The 21,057-nt window shown below is 76.0% G+C and carries 4 protein-coding genes; all 4 read right to left on the bottom strand.

Features of this window, described 5'->3' with window-relative positions; genetic code table 11:
- From ACIBNE_RS33760 to ACIBNE_RS33745, 4 genes are read right to left on the bottom strand one after another with little or no spacing between them, the layout of a single operon-like run.
- Window positions 1-282 carry an MbtH family protein gene (locus ACIBNE_RS33760; protein WP_399278467.1) on the bottom strand — a complete coding sequence of 94 codons (282 nt, stop codon included), beginning with the start codon at window positions 280-282 and terminating at the stop codon, window positions 1-3.
- Complete coding sequence (locus ACIBNE_RS33755) at window positions 279-10,625, bottom strand: amino acid adenylation domain-containing protein (protein ID WP_399278465.1); 10,347 nt, start codon at window positions 10,623-10,625, stop codon at window positions 279-281. Before ACIBNE_RS33755 ends, ACIBNE_RS33760 begins: the two co-directional genes overlap by 4 nt.
- On the bottom strand, window positions 10,622-14,392 hold the full coding sequence (locus ACIBNE_RS33750; protein ID WP_399278463.1) for a condensation domain-containing protein: 3,771 nt from the start codon (window positions 14,390-14,392) through the stop codon (window positions 10,622-10,624). Before ACIBNE_RS33750 ends, ACIBNE_RS33755 begins: the two co-directional genes overlap by 4 nt.
- The gene (locus tag ACIBNE_RS33745) at window positions 14,389-21,024 is read right to left on the bottom strand and encodes an amino acid adenylation domain-containing protein (protein WP_399278461.1); all 6,636 of its coding nucleotides are present in this window, start codon (window positions 21,022-21,024) and stop codon (window positions 14,389-14,391) included. Before ACIBNE_RS33745 ends, ACIBNE_RS33750 begins: the two co-directional genes overlap by 4 nt.
- Between the last annotated feature and the right edge of the window lie 33 nt (window positions 21,025-21,057).

Here is a 21,057-nt window from a genome sequence, read left to right as displayed (position 1 = left end):
TCACGAGGGCAGGGGGGTGCGGGACCGGTCGCCCGCCATGGCCAGGACGAGGCTGCGCGGGCGCAGGTCGGTCCAGTGGGTCTCGATGTGCGCGGCGCACGCGGCTCGGTCGTCCGGGCCGTGCACGGTCGCCCAGCCCGGTGGTACGTCCAGGTGGGAGGGCCACAGCGAGTACTGGTCCTCGTCGTTGCGCAGCACCAGGAACGCGCCTGCGGCGGCTTCCGCGCCGGGGGCGCCGCCCGCTTCGGGGGCGCTGCCCGCGCTGTCGAAAGGATTCGTCATATCGGGAGTTCCACTTCCAGTCGGGCAGCCCGGTCGGGCGTGCGGGTGGTGAGGACGGCGGCGATCTCGGCGAGCGGCCCCGGCCTGGTCATCTCGTGGTGGGCGCAGTCGACGCGGTGCTCCTCGAACCGGCCGCCGACGTACGGCGCCCAGGCGCGGGCGGGCTCCAGCCCTTCGGGGAGGTCCCGGGCGGCCGTGAAGAACAGCACGTCGCCGTCGAAGACGGGGGTGCGCGCCGCGTCCAGCAGGGTCAGGTTGTGGTCGAAGACCGTGAGCAGGGCGTCGAGCTGCCGCTCGTCGAACCCGGCGATGGCGCTGCCGCGCTCCTCCAGGAACGCCCGCAACTGGGGCCTTCCAACCGGGAGTTCGGGCAGTTCGTCGCCGTGTCCCAGGTCCCTGAGCAGGGCGGTGACGACGTCCTGGGCGGGATCCGCGTCGGTGACGGCCCCCGGCGGGTACGCGTCGAGCAGGGCCAGCAGCGCCACCTCCTCGCCCAGCGCGCGCAGCCGCGCCGCGATCAGATGGGCGACGTTGCCGCCGAACGACCAGCCCAGCAGGTGGTAAGGACCCGCGGGCTGGACGCGCCTGATGTGCGCCAGGTACTCCTCCGCCATCTCCGCCAGGTCCCCGGGCAGCGGCACGTCGGCGGCCAGCCCCCGGGCCTGGAGGCCGTACAGCGGGCGGTCCGCGCCCAGGTGCCGCACCAGGCCCGCGTAGCTCCAGCTCAGGCCGCGCGCGGGGTGGACGCAGAACAGCGGGGGAGCGCCGCCGCCGGTGGCCAGCGGCAGCAGGACGTCCAGCGCGCCGTGCTCCCGCTGGTGCTCGGCGGCGCCGGACAGCAGCGCGGCGAGCCGGGCGGGGGTGCGCGCCTCGAACAGGTCGCGGACCCTGACCCGGTGCCCGAGCACCGACTCGATCCGCCCGACCAGCCGCGCGGCCAGCAGCGAGTGCCCGCCCTGGGCGAAGAAGTCGTCGCCCGCGCCCACCGAGGGCACCCCGAGGGCGTCGGCGAACAGGGCGGCGAGCGCGGCGGCCAGCGGCGACGCGGCCTCGCCCGCCGGGGCGTCCTGCGCCGCCGCCTCCGGCGCGGGCAGCGCCTTGTGGTCGACCTTGCCGCTCGTCGTGGTCGGCAGGGCGTCGAGCGCGACGAAGGCCGACGGCACCATGTAGTCGGGCAGCCGCGCGCCCAGGTGCGCCCGCAGCCCGGCGACCGGCAGTTCGCCCTCGCACGTCACGTACGCGACCAGGCGCGCGTCGCCCGGCCGGTCCTCGCGGACCAGGACCGCGGCCGCGCTCACCAGCGGATGCGCCGCGAGCACCGACTCGATCTCCCCGGGCTCGACCCGGTGGCCGCGCACCTTGGCCTGCCGGTCGACCCGGCCGAGGAACTCCAGCTGCCCGTCCCGGCCCCAGCGCGCCAGGTCGCCGGTGCGGTACATGCGCGAACCGGGCTCGCCGTAGGGGCAGGCCACGAACCGCTCGGCGGTCAGCGCCGGCCGCCGCCAGTAGCCGAGGGCCAGCTGGGCCCCCGACAGGTACAGCTCGCCCGGCACGCCGGGCGGCTGGGGCGCCAGCGACGCGTCCAGCACGTAGGCACCGGTGTTGGGCAGCGGACGGCCGATCGAAGGGCCGCGCTGGTCGGGGCCCGGCACGGGGCGCGTGACGGTCGCCCACACGGTCGCCTCGGTGGGGCCGTAGACGTGGTCGACGGCGACGCCGCGGGCGTGCAGGGCCCGCAGCAGCTGCGCGGGCAGCGCCTCGCCGCCGACGATCGCGCGCAGCCCCCGCAGGGCCCCGGTGCGCTCCGGCGGCTGGGCGACGAGCTGCTGCCACAGGGTGGGCGTGGCCGAGGTGCGGGTGATGCCCGCGTCGCCGATCAGCGCGGTGAGGGCGACCGGGTCGCGCACCTCGTCGGAGCTCGCGAGGACCAGCAGGGCGCCGTTGGTCAGCGCGCCGTGGATGTCGAGCGCCGACACGTCGAAGGTGAACGGGACGACGTTCAGCCAGTGCTCGGGGCCCTCGGGCGCGTCGGCGGCCAGGTCCCTGCCCAGGGTGCCCAGGAGGTTGGTCAGCCCGCCGTGCGGGACGACGACCCCCTTGGGCCTGCCCGTGGTCCCCGAGGTGTAGATGACGTACGCCGGGTCGTCGGGGCCCGGCCGGTGAGCGGCGGGCACCGGGCCGGGGGCGTCGGCCGCCGGTCCGTCCACGGCGACGACCCGAAGGCCGTCGTGGGCCGGGCTCCCGGCCAGGGCGGCGGTGGTGAGCACGGCGGCCGGCCGGATGTCCGCCAGCACCGTCTGGAGGCGGGCGGCGGGCGCGTCCGGGTCGAGCGGCACGTACGCGGCCCCGGCCCTGAGCACGGCCAGCATGGCGACGATCGCGTCGGCCGTGCGGGGCAGCAGCAGGACGGCCCGCTCACCGGGGCCCACGCCGAGACCGGCCAGGCGCCGCGCCAACCGCTCGGCGCGCCCGTGCAGTTGCGCGTAACTGAGCAGGCTCTCCCCGCACAGCAGGGCGGGCGCGTCGGGCGTGCGCCGCACCTGCTCGTCGAACAGCTCGACGACGGTGCCGGGGGGCACGTCGCGGTGCGCGGCGTTCCAGCCGGTGAGCACCTGGCGGCGTTCGTCGCACGACATCAGCTCCAGGCCGCTCAGCCGCGTCCCGGGGGCGCGCACCGCATGGGCGAGGAGCCTGCGCAGCCGCTCCACGAGCTGCTCGACGGTGGCCGCGTCGAACAGGTCGGTGTCGTACTCGACGTCACCCTCCAGCCCGTCGGGCGTGCCGTCGGCACGGCGGTGCTCGATGAAGTCGAGGGACAGGTCGAACTTGGCGGCCTGCGTGCCGACCGGCATCTCGCCCACGCGCAGCGCGCCGAAGTCGGCGTCGGTCCGCCCGGTGTTGTGCAGCGCCACGTGCACCTGGAACAGCGGGTGGTAGGCGAGGGAGCGGGGCGGGTTGAGGGCTTCCACGAGGCGTTCGAAGGGGAGGTCCTGGTGGGTGTAGGCGGTGAGGTCGGTGTCGCGTACGCGGGTGAGGAGTTGGTGGAAGGTGGGGTCTCCGGAGGTGTCGGTGCGCAGGACGAGGGTGTTGACGAAGAAGCCGATGAGGGGGTCGAGCTGGTCGTCGGTGCGTCCGGCGACGACGGTGCCGAGCGGGATGTCGGTGCCTGCTCCGGTGCGGGTGAGGAGGGTGGCGAGGGCGGCCTGGAGGACCATGAAGAGCGTCACCCCCGACTCCCGGGCCAGCCCGGTGAGCCCGGCGTGCAGCTCGGCGTCCAGCGTCAGGCGCCGGCGCGCCCCCCGGTGGGAGGCGACCGCGGGCCTGGGCCGGTCGAAGGGCAGCGGCAGCTGGTCGGGGATGCCGGCGAGCGCGGTGCGCCAGTAGTCCAGCTGACGCGCCGTCGGGCTGTCGGCGTCCTCCCCGTCGCCCCGCGCCCCGCCTTGAGCCCCGCCCAGCACCTCGCGCTGCCACAGCGCGTAGTCGGCGTACTGGACCGGCAGCGGCTCCCACCCCGGGGCCTGGCCCTCGCAGCGGGCCGCGTACGCCTCGGCCAGGTCGCGCAGCAGCGGCCCGAAGGACGAGCCGTCGGTCGCGATGTGGTGCGTCACCAGGAGCAGCACGTGCTCGGTGGGGGTGATCGTGTACAGCGCGGCCAGCAGCGGCAGTTCGGTGCCGATGTCGAAGGCGTACTCGGCCGCCGTGTCCAGGGCGTGGGCCAGCTCCGGCTCGGCGAGCGTGAGCGTGTGCAGCCGCGTCCTGGCCGCGTCCCCGCTCAGGACGAGCTGGTGCGGGACGCCCTCGTGGTGCGGATAGACCGTGCGCAGGACCTCGTGCCGGTCCGTCACGTCCTGGAGGGCCGCGGCGAGCGCCCCGGTGTCCACGGGGCCGGAGAGGGTGAGCGCGAGCGGCACGTTGTACATCGCCGACGGGCCCTCGAACTGCTCCAGGAACCACACCCGCTGCTGCGCGTACGACAGCGGTACGCGCTCCGGGCGCGGAGCCGGGGCCACCGCGCGCCTGGCCCGCCCGGCATGCGGCAGCCGCTCGGCGAGGCGGGCGACGGTGGGGGCCTCGAACAGGGCCCGCAGGGGCAGTTCGACGCCCAGCGCGGTGCGGACCCGGCTGATGAGGCGGGTGGCGAGCAGGGAGTGGCCGCCCAGCGCGAAGAAGTCGTCGTCGGCGCCGACCCCGGTGGTTCCCAGCACCTCGGCGAACAGCGCGGCCAGCGCCCGCTGGCGCGCCCCCAGGGGCGCGCGCCCCGTCGTGGCGGCCGCCTCGGGCGCGGGCAGCGCCCGTACGTCGACCTTGCCGTTGACGGTGAGGGGGAAGCGGTCGAGCACCAGGCAGGCGCTCGGCACGAGCGGCGGCGGGAGTTCGCCGCGTACGGCGTCCAGGACGGCCCCGGGCTCCGGGGTCCTGCCCTCGACGGCCACGACGTGCGCCACCAGGCGCCGCTCCCCGTGCGCGTCTTGATGGACCGTCACCTTGGCCCGCGCGACGTCGGGGTGCCGGGCCAGGGCGTCCTCGATCTCGCCCGGCTCCAGGCGGAAGCCGCGCAGCTTGACCTGGTCGTCGGCCCGGCCCAGGAACTCCAGGCGCCCCTCCGCGTCCCAGCGCACCAGGTCCCCGGTGCGGTACATGCGCGACCCGGGCTCGCCGTAGGGGCAGGCCACGAACCGCTCGGCGGTCAGCGCCGCGCGGTTCCAGTAGCCCCGGGCGAGCCCCTCGCCCGCGAGGTACAGCTCGCCGCGCGCGTGGGCGGCCACCGGCTGGAGGCAGTCGTCGAGCACGTACGCCCGCATGCCGTCCAGCGGCCGTCCCACGGGGATCCGCTGCCCAGGCTCGTAGGGCGCGGCCAGGTGGTGGCGGGCGGCGAACGTGGTCGTCTCGGTCGGCCCGTACCCGTTCACCACGGTCAGTTCCGGGCACCGCTCCAGGACCCGCGCCACGGCGCCGGGCGACACGGCCTCGCCGCCCGCCCACACCTCGCGCAGCCCGCCGAGGCAGGCCGGGTCCTCGTCGGCGAACGCCGCGAACAGCCCCGCCGTCAGCCAGACGGCACTCAGCCCCTCCTCGTCGGTCAGCCGCCGCACGGCGGCCGGGGTGAGCCCGCCGGGCGGGGCCACGACGACGCGGCCCCCCGTGAGCAGCGGCACCCACAGCTCGTACGTGGAGGCGTCGAAGGCGTGCGAGGAGTGCAGCAGCACCGCCCGGTGGCCCCCGCCGCGCCAGGCGCTGTCGGCGGCCAGCGCGGTCACGTCGCGGTGCGTGATCGCGACGCCCTTCGGGCCGCCGCTTGAGCCCGAGGTGTACATCAGGTACGCGAGCCGGTCCGGGTGCGGCCGCGCCGCCGGGGTGCCGTGCGTGGCGGGTACGTCGGCGCGCGCGCAGCCCGTGACGTCCAGCACGTCGATGTTGTCGCCGTCGGCGTCGGTGTTGCCGTCGGCGGCCGGGTGCGCGCCGCCCGCGGTGTCGGTCAGCAGCAGCCTGGCCCCGGTGTCGGCGGTGATCAGCCGCAGCCGCGCCGCGGGGTGGTCCAGGAGCAGCGGCACGTAGGCGGCGCCGGCCTTGAGGACGGCGAGGATCGCCACCACCAGGTCGGCCGAGCGCTCCATCAGCAGGGCGACGCGGTCCTCGGCGGCCACCCCCCGGGCGCGCAGCCGCGCGGCCAGGTGCTCGGCGCGGTCGTCGAGCTGGGCGCGGGTGAGCCGCAGGCCGCCGTCGACCAGCGCGGTGCTGCCGGGGGCGGCGGCGACGGACTCGGCGTACGCGGACAGCAGGTCGGCGGGCGGCTCGGTCGCGGCGCGTCCGCTCCACCCGCCCAGGACCAGCTCCCGCTCCTGGGGCGAGGTCAGCGGCAGCCTGCTCAGCCGCTCGTCGGGCCGCTCGGCCGCGGACAGCAGCAGCCGGTGCAGTCCGCGCGCCAGCCGGTCGGCGGTGGGCTGGTCGAACAGGGCGCCGTTGAGGACCAGTTCGCCGGTGATGCCCTGCGGGCGGCCCTCGGGCGAGCGCAGCTCCTCGAAGTCCACGGAGACGTCGAACTTGGCGGCGGGCGAGCCGACCGCGTGCGGGGCGACGCGCAGGCCGGTCACCTCGTCGGTGCCGGGGGAGGGCGTCCGCAGCGTCAGCATCGTCTGGAACAGCGGGTGGCGCCCGGCCGCCCTGGGCGGGTTGAGGGCTTCCACGAGGCGTTCGAAGGGGAGGTCCTGGTGGGTGTAGGCGGTGAGGTCGGTGTCGCGTACGCGGGTGAGGAGTTGGTGGAAGGTGGGGTCTCCGGAGGTGTCGGTGCGCAGGACGAGGGTGTTGACGAAGAAGCCGATGAGGGGGTCGAGCTGGTCGTCGGTGCGTCCGGCGACGACGGTGCCGAGCGGGATGTCGGTGCCTGCTCCGGTGCGGGTGAGGAGGGTGGCGAGGGCGGCCTGGAGGACCATGAAGAGCGTCACCCCCGACTCCCGGGCCAGCGCCGTCAGCGCCGCGTGCACGTCCGGTTCGAGGCGGAAGGCGGCGAGCGTGCCGCGGGCCAGGCTCCGGTCGGCGCCCGGGTGGTCGACGGGCAGGTCGAGTTCGGCGGGCAGGTCCTTCAGCACGGCCGTCCAGTGCGCCGACTGCTCGGCGAGCACGCCGCCCGTGCCGTCCGCCCCGCCCAGCACCTCGCGCTGCCACAGCGCGTAGTCGGCGTACTGGACCGGCAGCGGCTCCCACCGCGGCGCCCGGCCCTCGCAGCGGTCCGCGTACGCGGACCACAGGTCGCGGTGCAGGGGCCCGGCCGACAGGCCGTCGTCGCAGATGTGGTGCATCACCAGGAGCAGCACGTGCGCGGTGGGCGAGAGGGTGAACAGGCTCGCCCGGAAGGGGACTTCGGTGTCCAGCAGGAAGCCCCGGGCCGTGGCGAGCTCCAGCTCCCGCGCCAGCTCCTCATCGGACACCTCGGCGCGCTCCAGCCGCGTGGCGGCCTCCTCGGGAGTCAGCACGCGCTGCCAGGGGACGCCCTCGTGGTCGGGGTAGACGGTGCGCAGGCTCTCGTGCCGCCGCGTCAGGTCGGCCACGGCGTGCGCCAGCGCCTCGGGGTCGAGGTCGCCCTCCAGCCGGAAGGCGGCCGTGGTGTGGTACGCGGGCCCGGGGCCCTCCAGCCGGTCCAGGAACCACAGGCGCAGCTGGCCCGCGGAGAGCGGGACGCGCTCGGGCCTGGGCCCGGCCGTCAGCGCGGGGCGGGCCGCGCCGCCGTCGTCGAGCCGGGCGGCGAGCCGGGCGACGGTCGGGTGCTCGAACAGGGCGCGCACGGGCAGTTCGACGCCCAGCGCGGCGCGGACCCGGCTGATGAGGCGGGTGGCGAGCAGGGAGTGGCCGCCCAGGGCGAAGAAGTCGTCGTCGGCGCCGACCCCGGTGGTGTCCAGCACCTCGGCGAACAGCCCGGCCAGGATCTCCTCGCGCGGCGAGCGGGGCGCCTGCCCCACCACGACGTCCAGGGCGCCGGGCTCGGGCAGCGCGCGCCGGTCGAGCTTGCCGTGGGCCGTCAGCGGCAGCGCGTCCAGCACCACGTACGCGGCGGGCACCATGTAGGGCGGCAGCACGGACGCCAGGTGCTTGCGCAGCACCCCGGCGTCCACCCGGGCGCCCGGCGCGGCCACGAGGTGCGCGACGAGCCGCTGGCCGCCGGCCCGGTCCCGGCCGACCGTCACGACCGCCTGGGAGACGTCCGCGTGGGCCGTGAGCTGGGCGGCGATCTCGCCCGGCTCGATCCGGTAGCCCCTGACCTTGACCTGGTCGTCGGTGCGGCCCAGGTACTCCACCTGGCCGTCCGCCCGCAGCCGCACCAGGTCCCCGGTGCGGTACATGCGCGACCCGGGCTCGCCGTACGGGCAGGCCACGAACCGCTCGGCGGTCAGCGCGGCCCGGCCCAGGTAGCCCCGGGCCAGCGGCGCCCCGGCCAGGTACAGCTCGCCGGGCAGCCCGATCGGCACGGGCCGCAGCCGCGCGTCCAGGACGAGGACGCGGGTGTTGCTCAGGGGCCGTCCGATGACCGGGTCGTCGCTGTCGGCCAGTCGGCAGCCGAGCGTGTCCATGGTGCACTCGGTGGGGCCGTACTGGTTGTACGCGCGCACGCCGGGCGCGGCGCGCAGCCGGCGCCACAGCTCGGAGCCCGCGGCCTCGCCGCCGAGCGTGATCAGGGGCGGGTGGTGCTCGCCCTCGTCGAGGAGCCCGGCGGCGACGAGCTGTTCGGTGAAGGTCGGGGTGACGTCCAGGAAGCCGATGCGGTGCTCGCGCACGTAGCCGACCATCGCCTCGGGGTCGCCGCGCACCTCGTCGGTCAGCAGGTGGGTCTCGTACCCGCCGACCAGCCAGAGCAGCATCATCCAGGAGGTGTCGAAGGTGAGCGCGGCGCTGAGCGCGCCGCGCAGCGGGCCCGAGTGCTCGACCTCGGGCCGGTAGAGGTACCGGACGTGGTCGTGGAACAGGTTGGCCAGCGGCCCGTGCTCGATCACCACGCCCTTGGGGCGCCCGGTGGAGCCCGAGGTGTAGAGGACGTACGCGGCGGTGGCGTCCAGGACCGGGGCGAGCCGGTCCGCGTCGGTGACGTCCGCGCCCGACAGGCCGGCCAGGGTGCGCGGGGTGCCGGGCTCGTCCAGGACCACCCGGGGCAGGACGCCCGGCAGGGACGCCTCCGTCGCGGTGCTCGTGACGGCGAGCGAGACGCCGGCGTCGTCCAGCAGCAGGGCGATGCGGTCGGCGGGCTGCTCGGGGTCGAGCACCAGGTGGGCGGCGCCGGTCTTGAGCACGGCGAACAGCGCGACGACCGCGTCGGCGGTGCGCGGCAGGCACAGCGCCACGATCTTCTCGGGGCCTGCCCCCAGGCCGATCAGGTGGCGGGCCAGGGCGCTGGAGCGCCGGTTCACCTCGGCGAAGGTGAGCCGCCGCTCCCCGCAGACCAGGGCGAGGGCGTCCGGGGTGCGGGCGGCCTGCGCCTGGAGCAGGTCGGGCACGGTGCCGGAGGGGAAGGCGCGCGCGGTGTCGTTGACCTCGTGCAGCACGGTGTGCCGCTCGGCGGGGTCCAGCACGTCCAGGAGCCCGACCGGCAGGTGCGGGGCCTCGACCACGGCGGTCAGCGCCCGCCGGACGTGGGCGAGCAGCCGCTGGGGCGCCCGCGCGTCGAACAGGCCCGGGACCACGCTCAGTTCGATCCGCAGCCGGGCGCCGAGCGCGGCGCTGAGGGTGAGCGGGTAGTGCGCGGCGTCGCGCGAGTGGACGGGCACCAGCCGCAGGCCCTCGCCCCCGGGCTCCCGCTCGGTGTCGGGGTAGTTCTCGAACACCGTGACGGTGTCGAAGAGTTCACCGGTCCCGGCGATCCGCTGGATCTCCCCGAGCCCGATGTGCTGGTGGGGCATCAGGTCGGCCTGCTCGCCCTGGAGCCTGCCGAGGAAGTCCGCCACCGGCTCGGCCGGATCCAGCCGGCACCGTACGGGAAGGGTGTTGATGAACAGGCCCACCATCGTGTCCGCGCCCGGCAGCTCGGGCGGCCGCCCGGCGACCGTGGCGCCGAACACGACGTCGTCGCGGCCCGTCCAGCGGTTCAGGAGCAGCGCCCACACGCCCTGGACGACGGTGTTCACCGTCAGGCCCCGGGAGCGGGCGAAGCCGGTGAGCGCCGCGGTCTGCTCCTCGGTCAGCTCGCCGCTCACGGCCACCGGGTAGGCGCCCTGCCGCGCGCGGTCGGCCGGGGCCACCAGCGTGGCGCCGTCCACGCCCGCCAGGGCCGTGCGCCACGCCTCGCGGGCCCCCTCGCCGTCCTGCGCCGCCAGATGCGCGAGGTAGTCGCGGTACGGGGTGGGCCGCGGCAGCCCGTGCGCCCGCCCGTCCCGGTACAGCGCGAACAGCTCCCGCAGCAGCACCGGCATCGACCAGCCGTCGAGCAGGATGTGGTGGTTGGACAGCACCAGGCGGTGCCTCTCGTCCCCGGTCCTGATCAGGGTGAACCGCAGCAGCGGCGGCCGGTCGAGCCGGAAGCGCCGCTGCCGCTCCTCCCGTACGATCCGCTCGGCCTCGGCGGCCGGGTCGGCGTCGCCGCGCACGTCGAACTCCTGCCAGGGCAGCGGCACGTCGCGGCCGATGACCTGGAGCGGGCGCTCCAGGCCCTCGTGCCAGAAGGCCGCCTTCAGGTGCGGATGGCGCTCCAGCAGGCCGTCGGCCGCCGCCCTGAGGGCCGGGGCGTCCAGCGCCCCGTGCAGGTCCCAGACCTGCTGCACCTGGTAGACGTCCTCGGCCTCGTCGTCGTACAGGGCGTGGAAGAACAGGCCCTCCTGCAACGGCGCGAGCGGCAGGATGTCCGTGATGTCGGATCGTCTCATCGTGCGGTCCTCCACGCGGCTTCCAACTGATCGATCTGCTTCTGACTGAGTCCGGCCAGGGGGAGGTCGGACGGGGTGAGCCCGCCCGCGCCCGGCCCCCGCGCGTGCCGGGCCAGCGCGGCCAGGCACCGGCGCCAGGACTCGGCCAGCGCGGCGACGGCCGCCCGGTCGAGCACCGCGTCCGCCCAGGTCCAGGTGGCGCTCAGGACGGGCCCCGCGGCTTCGTCGCGCACGGCGGCCGTCAGCTCCAGCGGGTGGGCGAGCGGCATGTCCAGGTCGCTGTCCCCGCCCGGCAGGCCCTGCTCGGGAGCGGGCCCCCAGTCGGCCGTGCCCGCGGCGGACGCGGCGGAGAACCGCCCCAGGTAGTTGAAGGCCAGCTCGGGGGCGGGGAGCCGGGACAGGCCGGGCCCGGTGGCCGCGTTGAGGTGGCGCAGCAGCCCGTGGCCGATGCCGTCGTCCGGCACGGCCCGCAACTGCTCCTTCACCCGCTTCACGGCGTGCCCGGCGTCCGCGCCGCCCGCCCGCACCTCGGCGTGGTCGACCGCGCCCGCGTCCAGCAGGACCGGGTGGACGGCCGTGAACCAGCCCACGGTCCGCGACAGGTCGAGCCCGAGCCCGTCGTGCCTGCCGTGGCCCTCCACGTCGACCAGCACGCCGCCCGCCGCGTCCCGGCCCCGCTCGCCGCGCCACTGCCCGACGGCCAGCGCGAGCGCGGCCAGCAGCACCTCGTCCACGCGCGCCCGGTAGGCGGCCGGGACCTCGGTGAGCAGCGGCCCGGTGTCGGCGGCCGACAGGCTCAGGGTCAGCGAGCGGGCGGTGCGCACCACGTCGCGGGCCGGGTCGGGGGCCACGTCGGTCACCGCGCCCGCGCCCCGCTCCAGCAGCCCGCTCCAGTAGGGGAGCTGGGCGGTGACCTCCGGGGCCTCGGCGCGCCGCAGCAGGTGCCGGGCGAAGCCGCGGAAGGAGGCCGCGGGGCGCTGGAGGGCCGGTGCGCGGCCGGCCGCCGCGGCGGCGTGGGCGGCCGCCAGGTCGGCGGTGACGATCCGCCAGGACACGGTGTCCACCACGAGGTGGTGGGCCAGCAGCAGCAGGCGTCCGGGAGCGGCGTGCCCGGCGTCGAACCACACCGCCTGGACCATCACCCCCTCCTCGACGGCCAGGCGCCCCTGGGCCCCGGCCGTCTCCCGGTCGAGCACCTCGCGCAGGCCCCCGCCCGCCGGGCCCGCCACGTCGACGCGGCGCAGCACGCGCTCCACCGCCCCGGCGTCGTACGGCGGCACTTCGAGCGACCACCGCCCGCCCGCGCGCACCAGCCGTGCGCGCAGCACGTCGTGGCAGTCCAGGACCGCGCCGAGCGCCGCGCGCAGGTCCTCGCCGCGCAGCCCGGCGGGGACCTGGAGCAGCACCGACTGGTGGTAGTGGTCCACCGGGCCGCCCAGCTCGCGCAGCCAGTGCATGATCGGCGTCAGCGGTACGGCGCCGGAGGCGGCGGAGCGCGGTTCGCGCGCGATCCCCGCCCCGGGGCCCGCCGCGTCACCGGCGACGCGGGCGAGACCCGCGGCCGTGGGGTGCCGGAAGACGTCGCGGGCCAGCAGGGCGAGGCCCTCCTCGCGGGCCCTGGCCACCAGTTGCAGGGCCAGGATGCTGTCGCCGCCCAGGTCGAAGAAGTTGGCGTCGGGGCCGACCTCCGCGTCCGGCCGGTGCAGGACGCCCGCGATGAGCGCGGCCATCGTGCGCTCGCGCTCGGCCGGGGCGCCCTCGGCGCGCCGCCGCGCGGCCACCTCCTCGGGGTCGGGCAGCGGCAGCGCGGAAAGGTCCGGCGCCCCGTCGGGGGCCGACGGGATCGCGTCCACCACCACGACGACCGCGGGCAGCAGGTGGCCGGGCAGCTCCCGGGAGGCCGCCTCGCGGACCCGGTCGCCCACCGGCGCGGCCCCCGCCACGTACCCGACGATCCACGGCCTGCCGTCGGGCCGCCGGGCGATCCGCACGGCCGCCGCGCTCACCCCGGGCTGCCCGGCCAGCGCCGCCTCGATGCGGCCCGGGTCGACGCGCACGCCCTCCAGGTCCGCCAATTGCCCCACCCGGCCGTGCAGTTCGATCTGTCCCGCGGTGGTGAAGCGGGCCAGCCTGCCGGTGGGGGAGCCGTCCAGGGACAGCTCGCCCACCGCGCCCACGGGCACGGGGCGCCCGGCGGAGTCGAGGATGCGCGCCGGGTGTCCTGGCAGCGGCCGCTCCAGCACCGAACCCCAGGGGCCCAGGACCGGCAGCGGCGAACTCCCCGTCGCCGGCGGCGGGTTGCCCCAGCTTCCCCGCAGAGCCCGCTCGTCGGGGCCGCCCAGGTCGACGTCCGCGACGGGCAGCTCCGGCCGGTCCGCGCACGCCGCCACCATGCTCCGCAGGTGGTCGGCCAGCCGGGCCGCGGTCGCCCGGTCGTAGAGGTCCGTGCGGTACTCCACGACCACGGTCAGCCCCGCGTCGTCGTCGGTGACCCCGACCACCAGGTCCACGTCGACCGCCGAGCCCTCGGGGGCGAGCGGATCGACCCGCACCCCGTCCAGCCGCAGCAGGTCCATGCTCTCGGTGGTCGCGCCGTCCACCTGGAACAGCACCTGGAACAGCGGGTGGCGCGCCGCGTCGCGCAACGGGCGCACCGCGTCCACGACCCGCTCGAAGGGCGCGTCCTGGTGGGAGAGCGCCGCCAGCACGGTCGCGTGCTGACGCTCCAGCAGCTCCCCCAGCGTGGCGCCGGGCGGCACCTGCGAGCGCAGCGCCACGGTGTTCACGAACGGGCCCAGCACGTGCTCGGCCAGCGGATGCGTACGGCCCGAGACCAGCGAGCCCACCACGAGGTCGTCGGCCCCCGTCCACCGGTGCAGCACGGCGGCGAACGCCGTGAACAGCCCGGTGAACACGGTGACCCCGGCCTCCCGGCAGCGGGCGCGCAGCCGCTGCGACAGCGCCCGCTCGAAGGTGACCGTCACCCGGTCGGCGGCCGGGTCGTGCACCGGCGGCCGGGGCCGGTCGGCGGGCAGGTCGTGCTCGACGGCGCCCGCCAACTGCTCCTGCCAGTACGCCAGATGGCGCTTCCCGGCCCCGGCGTCCGCCCGCTCGGCCTGCCACCGCGCGTAGTCGCCGAACTGCGGCCGCTCCACGGCGGGCGCGGGGGCCCGCCCCCGCACCCGGGCCGCGTAGCACAGCCCCAGCTCGTCCCACAGCAGCCGCTCCGACCACGCGTCGAAGACGATGTGGTGCGCCACCAGCACGAGCCGCACCCTGCGCGGGCCCAGCACCAGCAGGGCCGCGCGCAGCGGCGCGTCCCGCGTCAGGTCGAACGGCCGGTCCGACAATTCGCGGACCAGGTCGTCGGCCCGCTCCTCGCCGTCCGCCTCCACCACGTCGAGCACCGGACCCTCGGAGGCGGGCCGCACGCGCTGCTCCCAGCGCTCTCCGTCGACCGCGAACCGGGTGCGCAGCACCTCGTGCCGCTCCACCAGGTCCCCCACGGCCGCCGCCAGCGCCGCCCGGTCCAGGTCGCCGTACAGGTCGCACACCAGCGGCACGTGGTGGCGGGCGCTGCCCGGATCCACCTGGTGGGCCAGCCACAGCCGCCGCTGCGGCGAGGTCATCGGGAACACCGGGGGAGCCCCGTCGCGGGGCGCGGCCCGCAGCTCGGGCCCCTGCGCGCGGGCCGCGAGCCGCTTCGCCAGCAGGGCCCGCTGGGCGGGGCTCAGACCGGTCAGCCGGTCCAGGGCGTCGGCGCTCACGACGCGTCCCCGATCGGCGAGAGCAGCACGTCGGCGGCCTCGGGGCCCAGCTGCTCCGTCAGGTCGCCGGCGAGCAGGGAGGCCAGCTCGGCCAGGTCGCGGGCGCGCAGCACGTCGGCCAGGGTGATCTCGATGCCCAGCGAGCGCTGGAGGCGGAAGGCCAGCTGCGTGGCGAGCAGCGAGTTGCCGCCCAGCGCGGTGAACGCGTCGTCGCGGCCGACCCGCTCCACGCCCAGCAGCTCCTCCCACGCCATGGCGAGCAGCTCTTCGAGCGGGGTGCGCGGCGCCCGGTGGACCCGCTCGTCGGCGGCCGCGCGCGCCCGGGGACGCGGCAGCGCCGAACGGTCGACCTTGCCGTTGGCGTTCAGCGGCACCGCGTCGATGCGCATCAGGTGGGCGGGCACCAGGTACTCCGGCAGCCGCTCGGCCAGGTACGCGCGCAGCTCCTCCTCGGTGACGGCCTCCCCGGTCACGTAGTAGCCGACCAGGCGCCTGGTGGACCGGTCCTCGCCGACCACCGCGGCCACGGCCTGGGCGACGGCCGGGTGCTCGGCGAGGGCCACCTCGACCTCGCCCGGCTCCACCCGGTAGCCGTTGATCTTCACCTGGTCGTCCACCCGGCCCAGGAAGTCCAGCGCCCCGCCCGGGAGCCAGCGGCCCAGGTCACCGGTGCGGTACAGCCGGGCGCCCGGCTCGTCGGAGAACGGGTCGGGCAGGAACCGCTCGGCGGTCAGCGCCGGGCGCCCCGCGTAGCCGCGCACCACGCACGCCCCGCCGATGTACAGCTCGCCCGTCACCCCGGTCGGCACCGGGTTCAGCGCCTCGTCCAGCACGTACATCGTCGTGTTGGGGATCGGACGGCCGATCGGGACCAGCTCGCCCGCGACCCGCCCCTCGGGGAAGTGGACGCTGTTGCCGACGGACGCCTCCGTGGGCCCGTACTCGTTCAGCAGCACCGAGTCCGGGTCGATGCGCCGCCAGGCCTCCAGGTTGCGGGAGGGGAAGGCGTCCGCGCCGACCGCCAGGGTCGCGGCGAGCGAGCGCGCCTGCTCGGCGGAGAGCAGCTGGCCGAGCAGGTCGAGGTGGCCGGGCGTCAGCTTGACGAAGTTGAACGGGGCCAGCTCGGCGAGCCGCGCCGCCATGTCGACGGAGTCCAGGTCGTCGTGGACCATCACCAGCCGCTCGCCCGTGACCAGCGGCGTGTACAGGTTGGGCACGATCATGTCGAAGGCGATCGAGGAGAACACCGGGGCGCCGCCCGCACCGCGCGACGCGTAGCCCTCCACGCACCAGCCGAGGTAGTTGACGACCCCGAAGTGCGCGACCTGCACGCCCTTGGGGCGGCCCGTGGACCCCGAGGTGTAGATGACGTACATCAGGTTGTCCGGCGAGCCGGTACGGCCCAGGTCGCCGTCCGCGAACCCGGCCAGCTCGTCGGCCAGGGCGTTCGTGCGCAGCGTGTGCCAGGGCCCGTCGGGCACCCGGTCGGCCAGCGCGTCGTCGGTGAGCACCAGATGGGCACCGGCGTCCTTGAGCACGTACTCCAGCCGGTCGGCCGGGTAGCCGGGCTCCATGGGCAGGTAGGCGGCCCCCGACTTGAGGATGCCGAGCAGCACCACGGCCAGCTCGACGTCGCGGTGCAGGCACACGCCGACCACCGTCTCCGGGCCCGCGCCCCGCCCCCGCAGCAGCCGGGCGAGCCGGTTGGCGCGGGCGTTCAGCTCCCGGTAGGTGAGCCGCCCCGAGGCGCCCTCCACCGCGACGGCGTCCGGCACGCGCCGCACCTGCTCCTCGAACAGCTCGTGCACGCAGCGGTCCACCGGGTAGTCGCGCGCGGGGCCGTTCCACTCCTGGAGCACCCGCCGCTCCTCGACCGGGCCCAGCGGCGAGAACTCCTCGTGGCGCCCGTCGTCGCGCACCATGGCGGCCAGCACCGCCAGGTAGCAGTCGCGGATCGACTCGGCCTGCGCGTCGGCCACCTTCGCCGTGTAGTAGTCCAGGCGCAGCAGGACGCGCGGGGAGCGCGGGTCGCGCAGGAAGCCGGTGGAGAGCGAGTAGTTGGTCGGCTCGGCGCGGTAGTCGCCGGTGGACTCGACGCGGTTGCCGAGCACCGAGACCCCGGAGCCGAGCACGTCGGCCATCACGTGGAAGTGGTTGTAGACGAAGGTGTTGTCGAACAGCTCCGGCTGCCCCAGCGCCCACTGCACGTGGGCCAGCGGGTAGCGCCGGTGCGGCAGCAGCTCCTCCTCCGCGCGGTAGACGCGGCGCACCAGCTCCCCCCAGGTGCCGCCCGCGATGTCCACCCTGATCGGCGGCATGTTGAGGAACATCCCGCACACCTCGGTGCTGTCCACGTCCTCGGGGCGGCCGTTGGCGGTGATGCCGGTGACCACGTCGTGCCGGCCCGTCGCCGCCCCGATCACCTTGAGGTGGGCCGTGAGCAGCACGGTCTTCAGCGGCACGCCCGTGCGGGCGGCGAGACCCAGCAGCCCCTCCACGACCGGCTCGGGGATCAGCGCTTCGAGCGAGCGGTGCGTGGCCGAGCGGTTGGACGTGAACCGCCAGTGCCGCACCCCGTCCTCGGTGCTCCCGTCCAGCGAGGTGTCGTCGGTGAGCGACGCGGTCGGCGCGGCGGAGTCCTCGGGCCACAGCGGCAGCGTGACGGGCGAGTAGTCCGCGTACTTCTCCAGCCAGTACCGCTTCTCGTCCTCGTCCGCGGTGATCTGCCGCTCCAGCCGGATGAAGTCGCGGAAGGAGGAGCGCGGCGTGGGCGCCGGGAGGCTCGCCGGGTCCGCCAGCAGCTCCAGGTAGCGGCTGAAGACCTCGGCGTGGAAGGTGAACAGGCTCCAGCCGTCGAAGATCGCGTGGTGCTCGGTGAGCGACCACTGGAACGTCTCGTCGGTGCGGCGGTGCAGGAACAGCCGCAGGAACGGCGGCCTGGCGAGGTCGAACGGCCGCTGGCGCTCCGCGTGGAACAGGTCGAGCAGGCGGTCCTCCTGCTCCTGCTCCGACATGCCCCGCAAGTCCTCGACGACGACCGGGAGTTCGGCCTCGGCGTGGATGAGCTGGAGCGGCTCCTGGTAGGAGCCCAGGTCGAAGGAGGCCCGCAGGATGGGGTGCCGGTCCACGGCGTCCTGCATGGCGCGGCGGAACAGGTCCGCGTCGAACGGGGCGCGCAGGTGGAAGCTGTTCAGGTTGTGGTAGGGCAGGTTCTCCCTGTCCAGCTCCATGTGGTAGACCATGCCGGTCTGGAGCACCGACAGCGGATAGGCGTCCTCCAGGCCCTCGGGCAGCGCGGCGCGGTCCTCGGCGGCGACCAGCTCGAAGGGCGCCACCGGGGCCTCGACCGTCGCGGGGTCGATCTCCCTTGCGTGCGGGGCGAGTTCGGCGATGACGGGCGTGCTGAACAGGTCCTGGAGGGTGATCTCCCAGCCGCGCTGGCGCGCCAGGCCGATCACCTGGAGGCTGCGGATGGAGTCGCCGCCCAGGTCGAAGAAGCTGTCCCGCACGCCGACCCGGTCCAGGCCCAGCACCTCGGCCCAGACCTCGGCGAGCGCCCGCTCGGCCGCGTCGCGCGGCGCCGCGTACTCCTGCGCCAGCTCGGGGCGCGAGGAGTCGGGCGCGGGCAGCGCGGACCGCTCGACCTTGCCGTGCGCGGTCGTCGGCAGCTCGTCCAGGAAGACGAAGGCGCCGGGCACCATGTGCTCGGGCAGCCACGCGGCCAGGTGCTCGCGCAGCGCGCTGGCGGTCACCTGCTCGCCGTCCGCCTGCCCGCCGGTCACCGCGTACCCCACCAGCCGGGGCGCGCCGCCGTCGGTCCGCACCGTCACCGCGGCCGCCCGCACCGCGGGGTGCCGGGCCAGCGCGGCCTCGACCTCGCCGGTCTCGATGCGGAAGCCGCGCACCTTCACCTGGTCGTCGTTGCGCCCCAGGTACTCAAGTCCGCCCGAGGCGTCGAAGCGCCCCACGTCACCGGTGCGGTACAGCCGGGCGCCCGGCACCCCGGAGAACGGGTCGGGCACGAAGCGCTCCGCCGTCAGCGCGGGCCGGTCCACGTAGCCGAGCGCCACGCCGTCCCCGCCGACGTACAGCTCGCCCGGCACCCCCGCGGGCGCCGGCATGCCCCAGTGGTCCAGGACGTACACCCGCAGGTCGGGGATCGGCACGCCGATCGGGCTGCCGCCGCGCGCCACGTCGGCGGGCGTGAGGGGACGGTAGGTGACGTGCACGGTCGTCTCGGTGATGCCGTACATGTTGACCAGGCGCGGGGCGTCGCTGCCGTGCCGCGCGAACCAGCGGCCCACGCTCGGCAGGTCCAGCGCCTCGCCGCCGAACACGACCACGCGCAGGCTCAGTCCGCCGCCGCGCGCCGCGTCGACCGCCTCCAGGGAACGGAACGCGGACGGCGTCTGGTTGAGGACCGTGACCTTCTCGCGGCGCAGCAGCTCGTGGAACTCCTCGGGCGCCCGGGTGGTGGCGTGCGGCACGACCACCAGGCGCCCGCCGTGCGCCAGCGCCCCCCAGGTCTCCCAGACGGAGAAGTCGAAGGCGTACGAGTGGAACAGCGTCCACACGTCCTCGGGGCCGAAGCCGAACCAGGGCTCCGTCGCCGACAGCAGGCGGGCCACGTTGCGGTGCCCGACGCGCACGCCCTTGGGCAGGCCCGTGGAGCCGGAGGTGTAGATGACGTACGCGACGTCGTCGCCGTCCACCTCGGCCCCGGGATCCGTGCGCGGGCGCGCCGCGACGGACTCCGCGTCGGCCGCGGGGTCAAGCACCCGCCAGTCGCCCTCGGGCAGCCGCGCGGCGGGCCCCTCGGGGGCGAGCACGACGCGGGCGCCGGAGTCCTCCAGGAGGTGGCGCAGCCGCTCGACCGGGTAGTGCGGGTCGAGCGGGAGGTAGCCCGCCCCCGACTTCAGGACGGCCAGCAGCGAGACCACCAGGCTCGCGCCGCGCTCCTCGCACACCCCGACCAGATCGCCGCGCCCCACCCCGGCGGCCCGCAGGTGGTGGGCCAACTGGTTGGCGCGGGCGTCGAGTTCGGCGTAGCTCAGGGACAGGTCGCCATCGGTGACCGCCACCGCGTCCGGCGCCCGCCGCGCCCGTTCGGCGACCCGCAGGTGCACCGGCTCGGCGCTCGCCCGGGGCTGCCCGGCCGCGGCCGTCAGGGCCGCGCGCTCGGCCGGGTCGAGCAGGTCCGCGTCGCCGATCCGCAGGCCGGGGGCGGCGACGAACGCGGCCAGCGCGCGCAGGTAGCGCTCCGCCGTCGCGCGCACGGTCGCCTCGTCGAACAGGTCGGTGTTGTACTCCAGCTCGATGCGCGTCCCGGTGTCGGCGGCTGTCACGTTCCAGGTCGTGTCGAACTTGGCGGTGCCGCGCTCGGGCACCAGCGGCGTCAGCACGGCCGCGCCGAGGCGGGGCAGCGGCGCCTCGTGCTGGAGCCCGAACACCGTCTGGTACACGGGGCTGTGGCTGAGCACGCGCTCCAGGCCCAGCGCGTCGACCATCCGCTCCAGCGGCACGTCGGGGTGGGCGTGCGCGTCGGCGACGGCGCCGCTGACCGCCCGTACCACCTGGGCGAAGGACGGGTTGCCCGCCAGCGCGACGCGCAGCGGGAGGGTGTTGACCAGCGGGCCCACCATGCCCTCGGTCTCCCGCTCGCCCCGGGCGGCGAACGGGGAGCCCACCACCAGGTCCTCCTGCCCGGTGGTGCGGGCGAGCACGGCGAGGAACCCGGCGAGCAGCACGCTGAACTCGGTGGTGCCGTGCGTGGCGGCCGCGAGCCGCACCGCCTGCGCGGTCTCCTCGGGCACCTCGACGCCCAGCGTGCGGCCCTGGAAGGTCTGCCGCGGCGGGCGGGGCCGGTCGGCGGGGAAACCGGAGAAGTGCGGGGCGTCTGCCAACCGGTCCTTCCAGTAGGCGAGTTGGTCGGCGCGGCGGCCCTCGGCCCAGGCCTGCTGCTCGTGTGCGGCGTAGTCGGCGTACTGCTCCACGGGCGCGGCCTCCCACGTGCCGCCCGCCTCCAGCGCGGTGTACGCGGCGCAGAGGTCCTCGACCAGGACGGCCGACGACAGGCCGTCGCACGCCAGGTGGTGCACCGTCAGCACCAGCAGGTGGTCCTCGGGGGCGAGTTCCACGAGCAGCACGCGCAGCGGCTTGCCCTCGGCCAGGGACAGCGGGCGCTGCACCTCCTCCTCGGCCAGCGTGGCGGCCGCGGCCAGCCGCCGCCCGGCGTCCAGCGCGCTCAGGTCGCGGCGCTGGAACGGCGTGTCCGCCACCGCGCGCACCACCTGCACGGTCTCGCCGTCCACGGTGGAGTACCCGGTGCGCAGCACGGAGTGCCGCGCCACCACCTCGGCCACGGCTCCTTGGAGGAGACCCGCGTCGAGGGGGCCGGAGATCCGGTGGGCCCAGCCGACGTTGTACGTCGCCGTGCCCGGCTGCCACTGCTCGAAGAACCACATCTGGCGCTGGGCGAACGAGAGCGGTGCGGTGGCGGACCTCCCGGGCCGTCGCCCGGCCGGGGGGTCCGTCGGGTCCTGGGCCGGGGCGTCGATGCCCTCGGCCGCGAGGAGGAGGTCGAGGATGTCCTTGTCGCTGGGCTCTTCGGACTGCCGCGTCCCACTGACCATGGTTGAAACCGTGCCCTTCAGCGTGCTGGGGAG

Origin of the sequence: Streptomyces sp. NPDC050504 (genome assembly GCF_044458065.1) — a bacterium.
Lineage (GTDB): Bacteria > Actinomycetota > Actinomycetes > Streptomycetales > Streptomycetaceae > Streptomyces.
This window is presented reverse-complemented; position numbering and strand designations above follow the sequence as displayed.

Excerpts from the sequence above, each read along its gene's own strand:
- ACIBNE_RS33760 (WP_399278467.1), bottom strand. The coding sequence starts at position 282 with ATGACGAATCCTTTCGACAGCGCGGGCAGCGCCCCCGAAGCGGGCGGC.
- ACIBNE_RS33755 (WP_399278465.1), bottom strand. The coding sequence starts at position 10,625 with ATGAGACGATCCGACATCACGGACATCCTGCCGCTCGCGCCGTTGCAG.
- ACIBNE_RS33745 (WP_399278461.1), bottom strand. The coding sequence starts at position 21,024 with ATGGTCAGTGGGACGCGGCAGTCCGAAGAGCCCAGCGACAAGGACATC.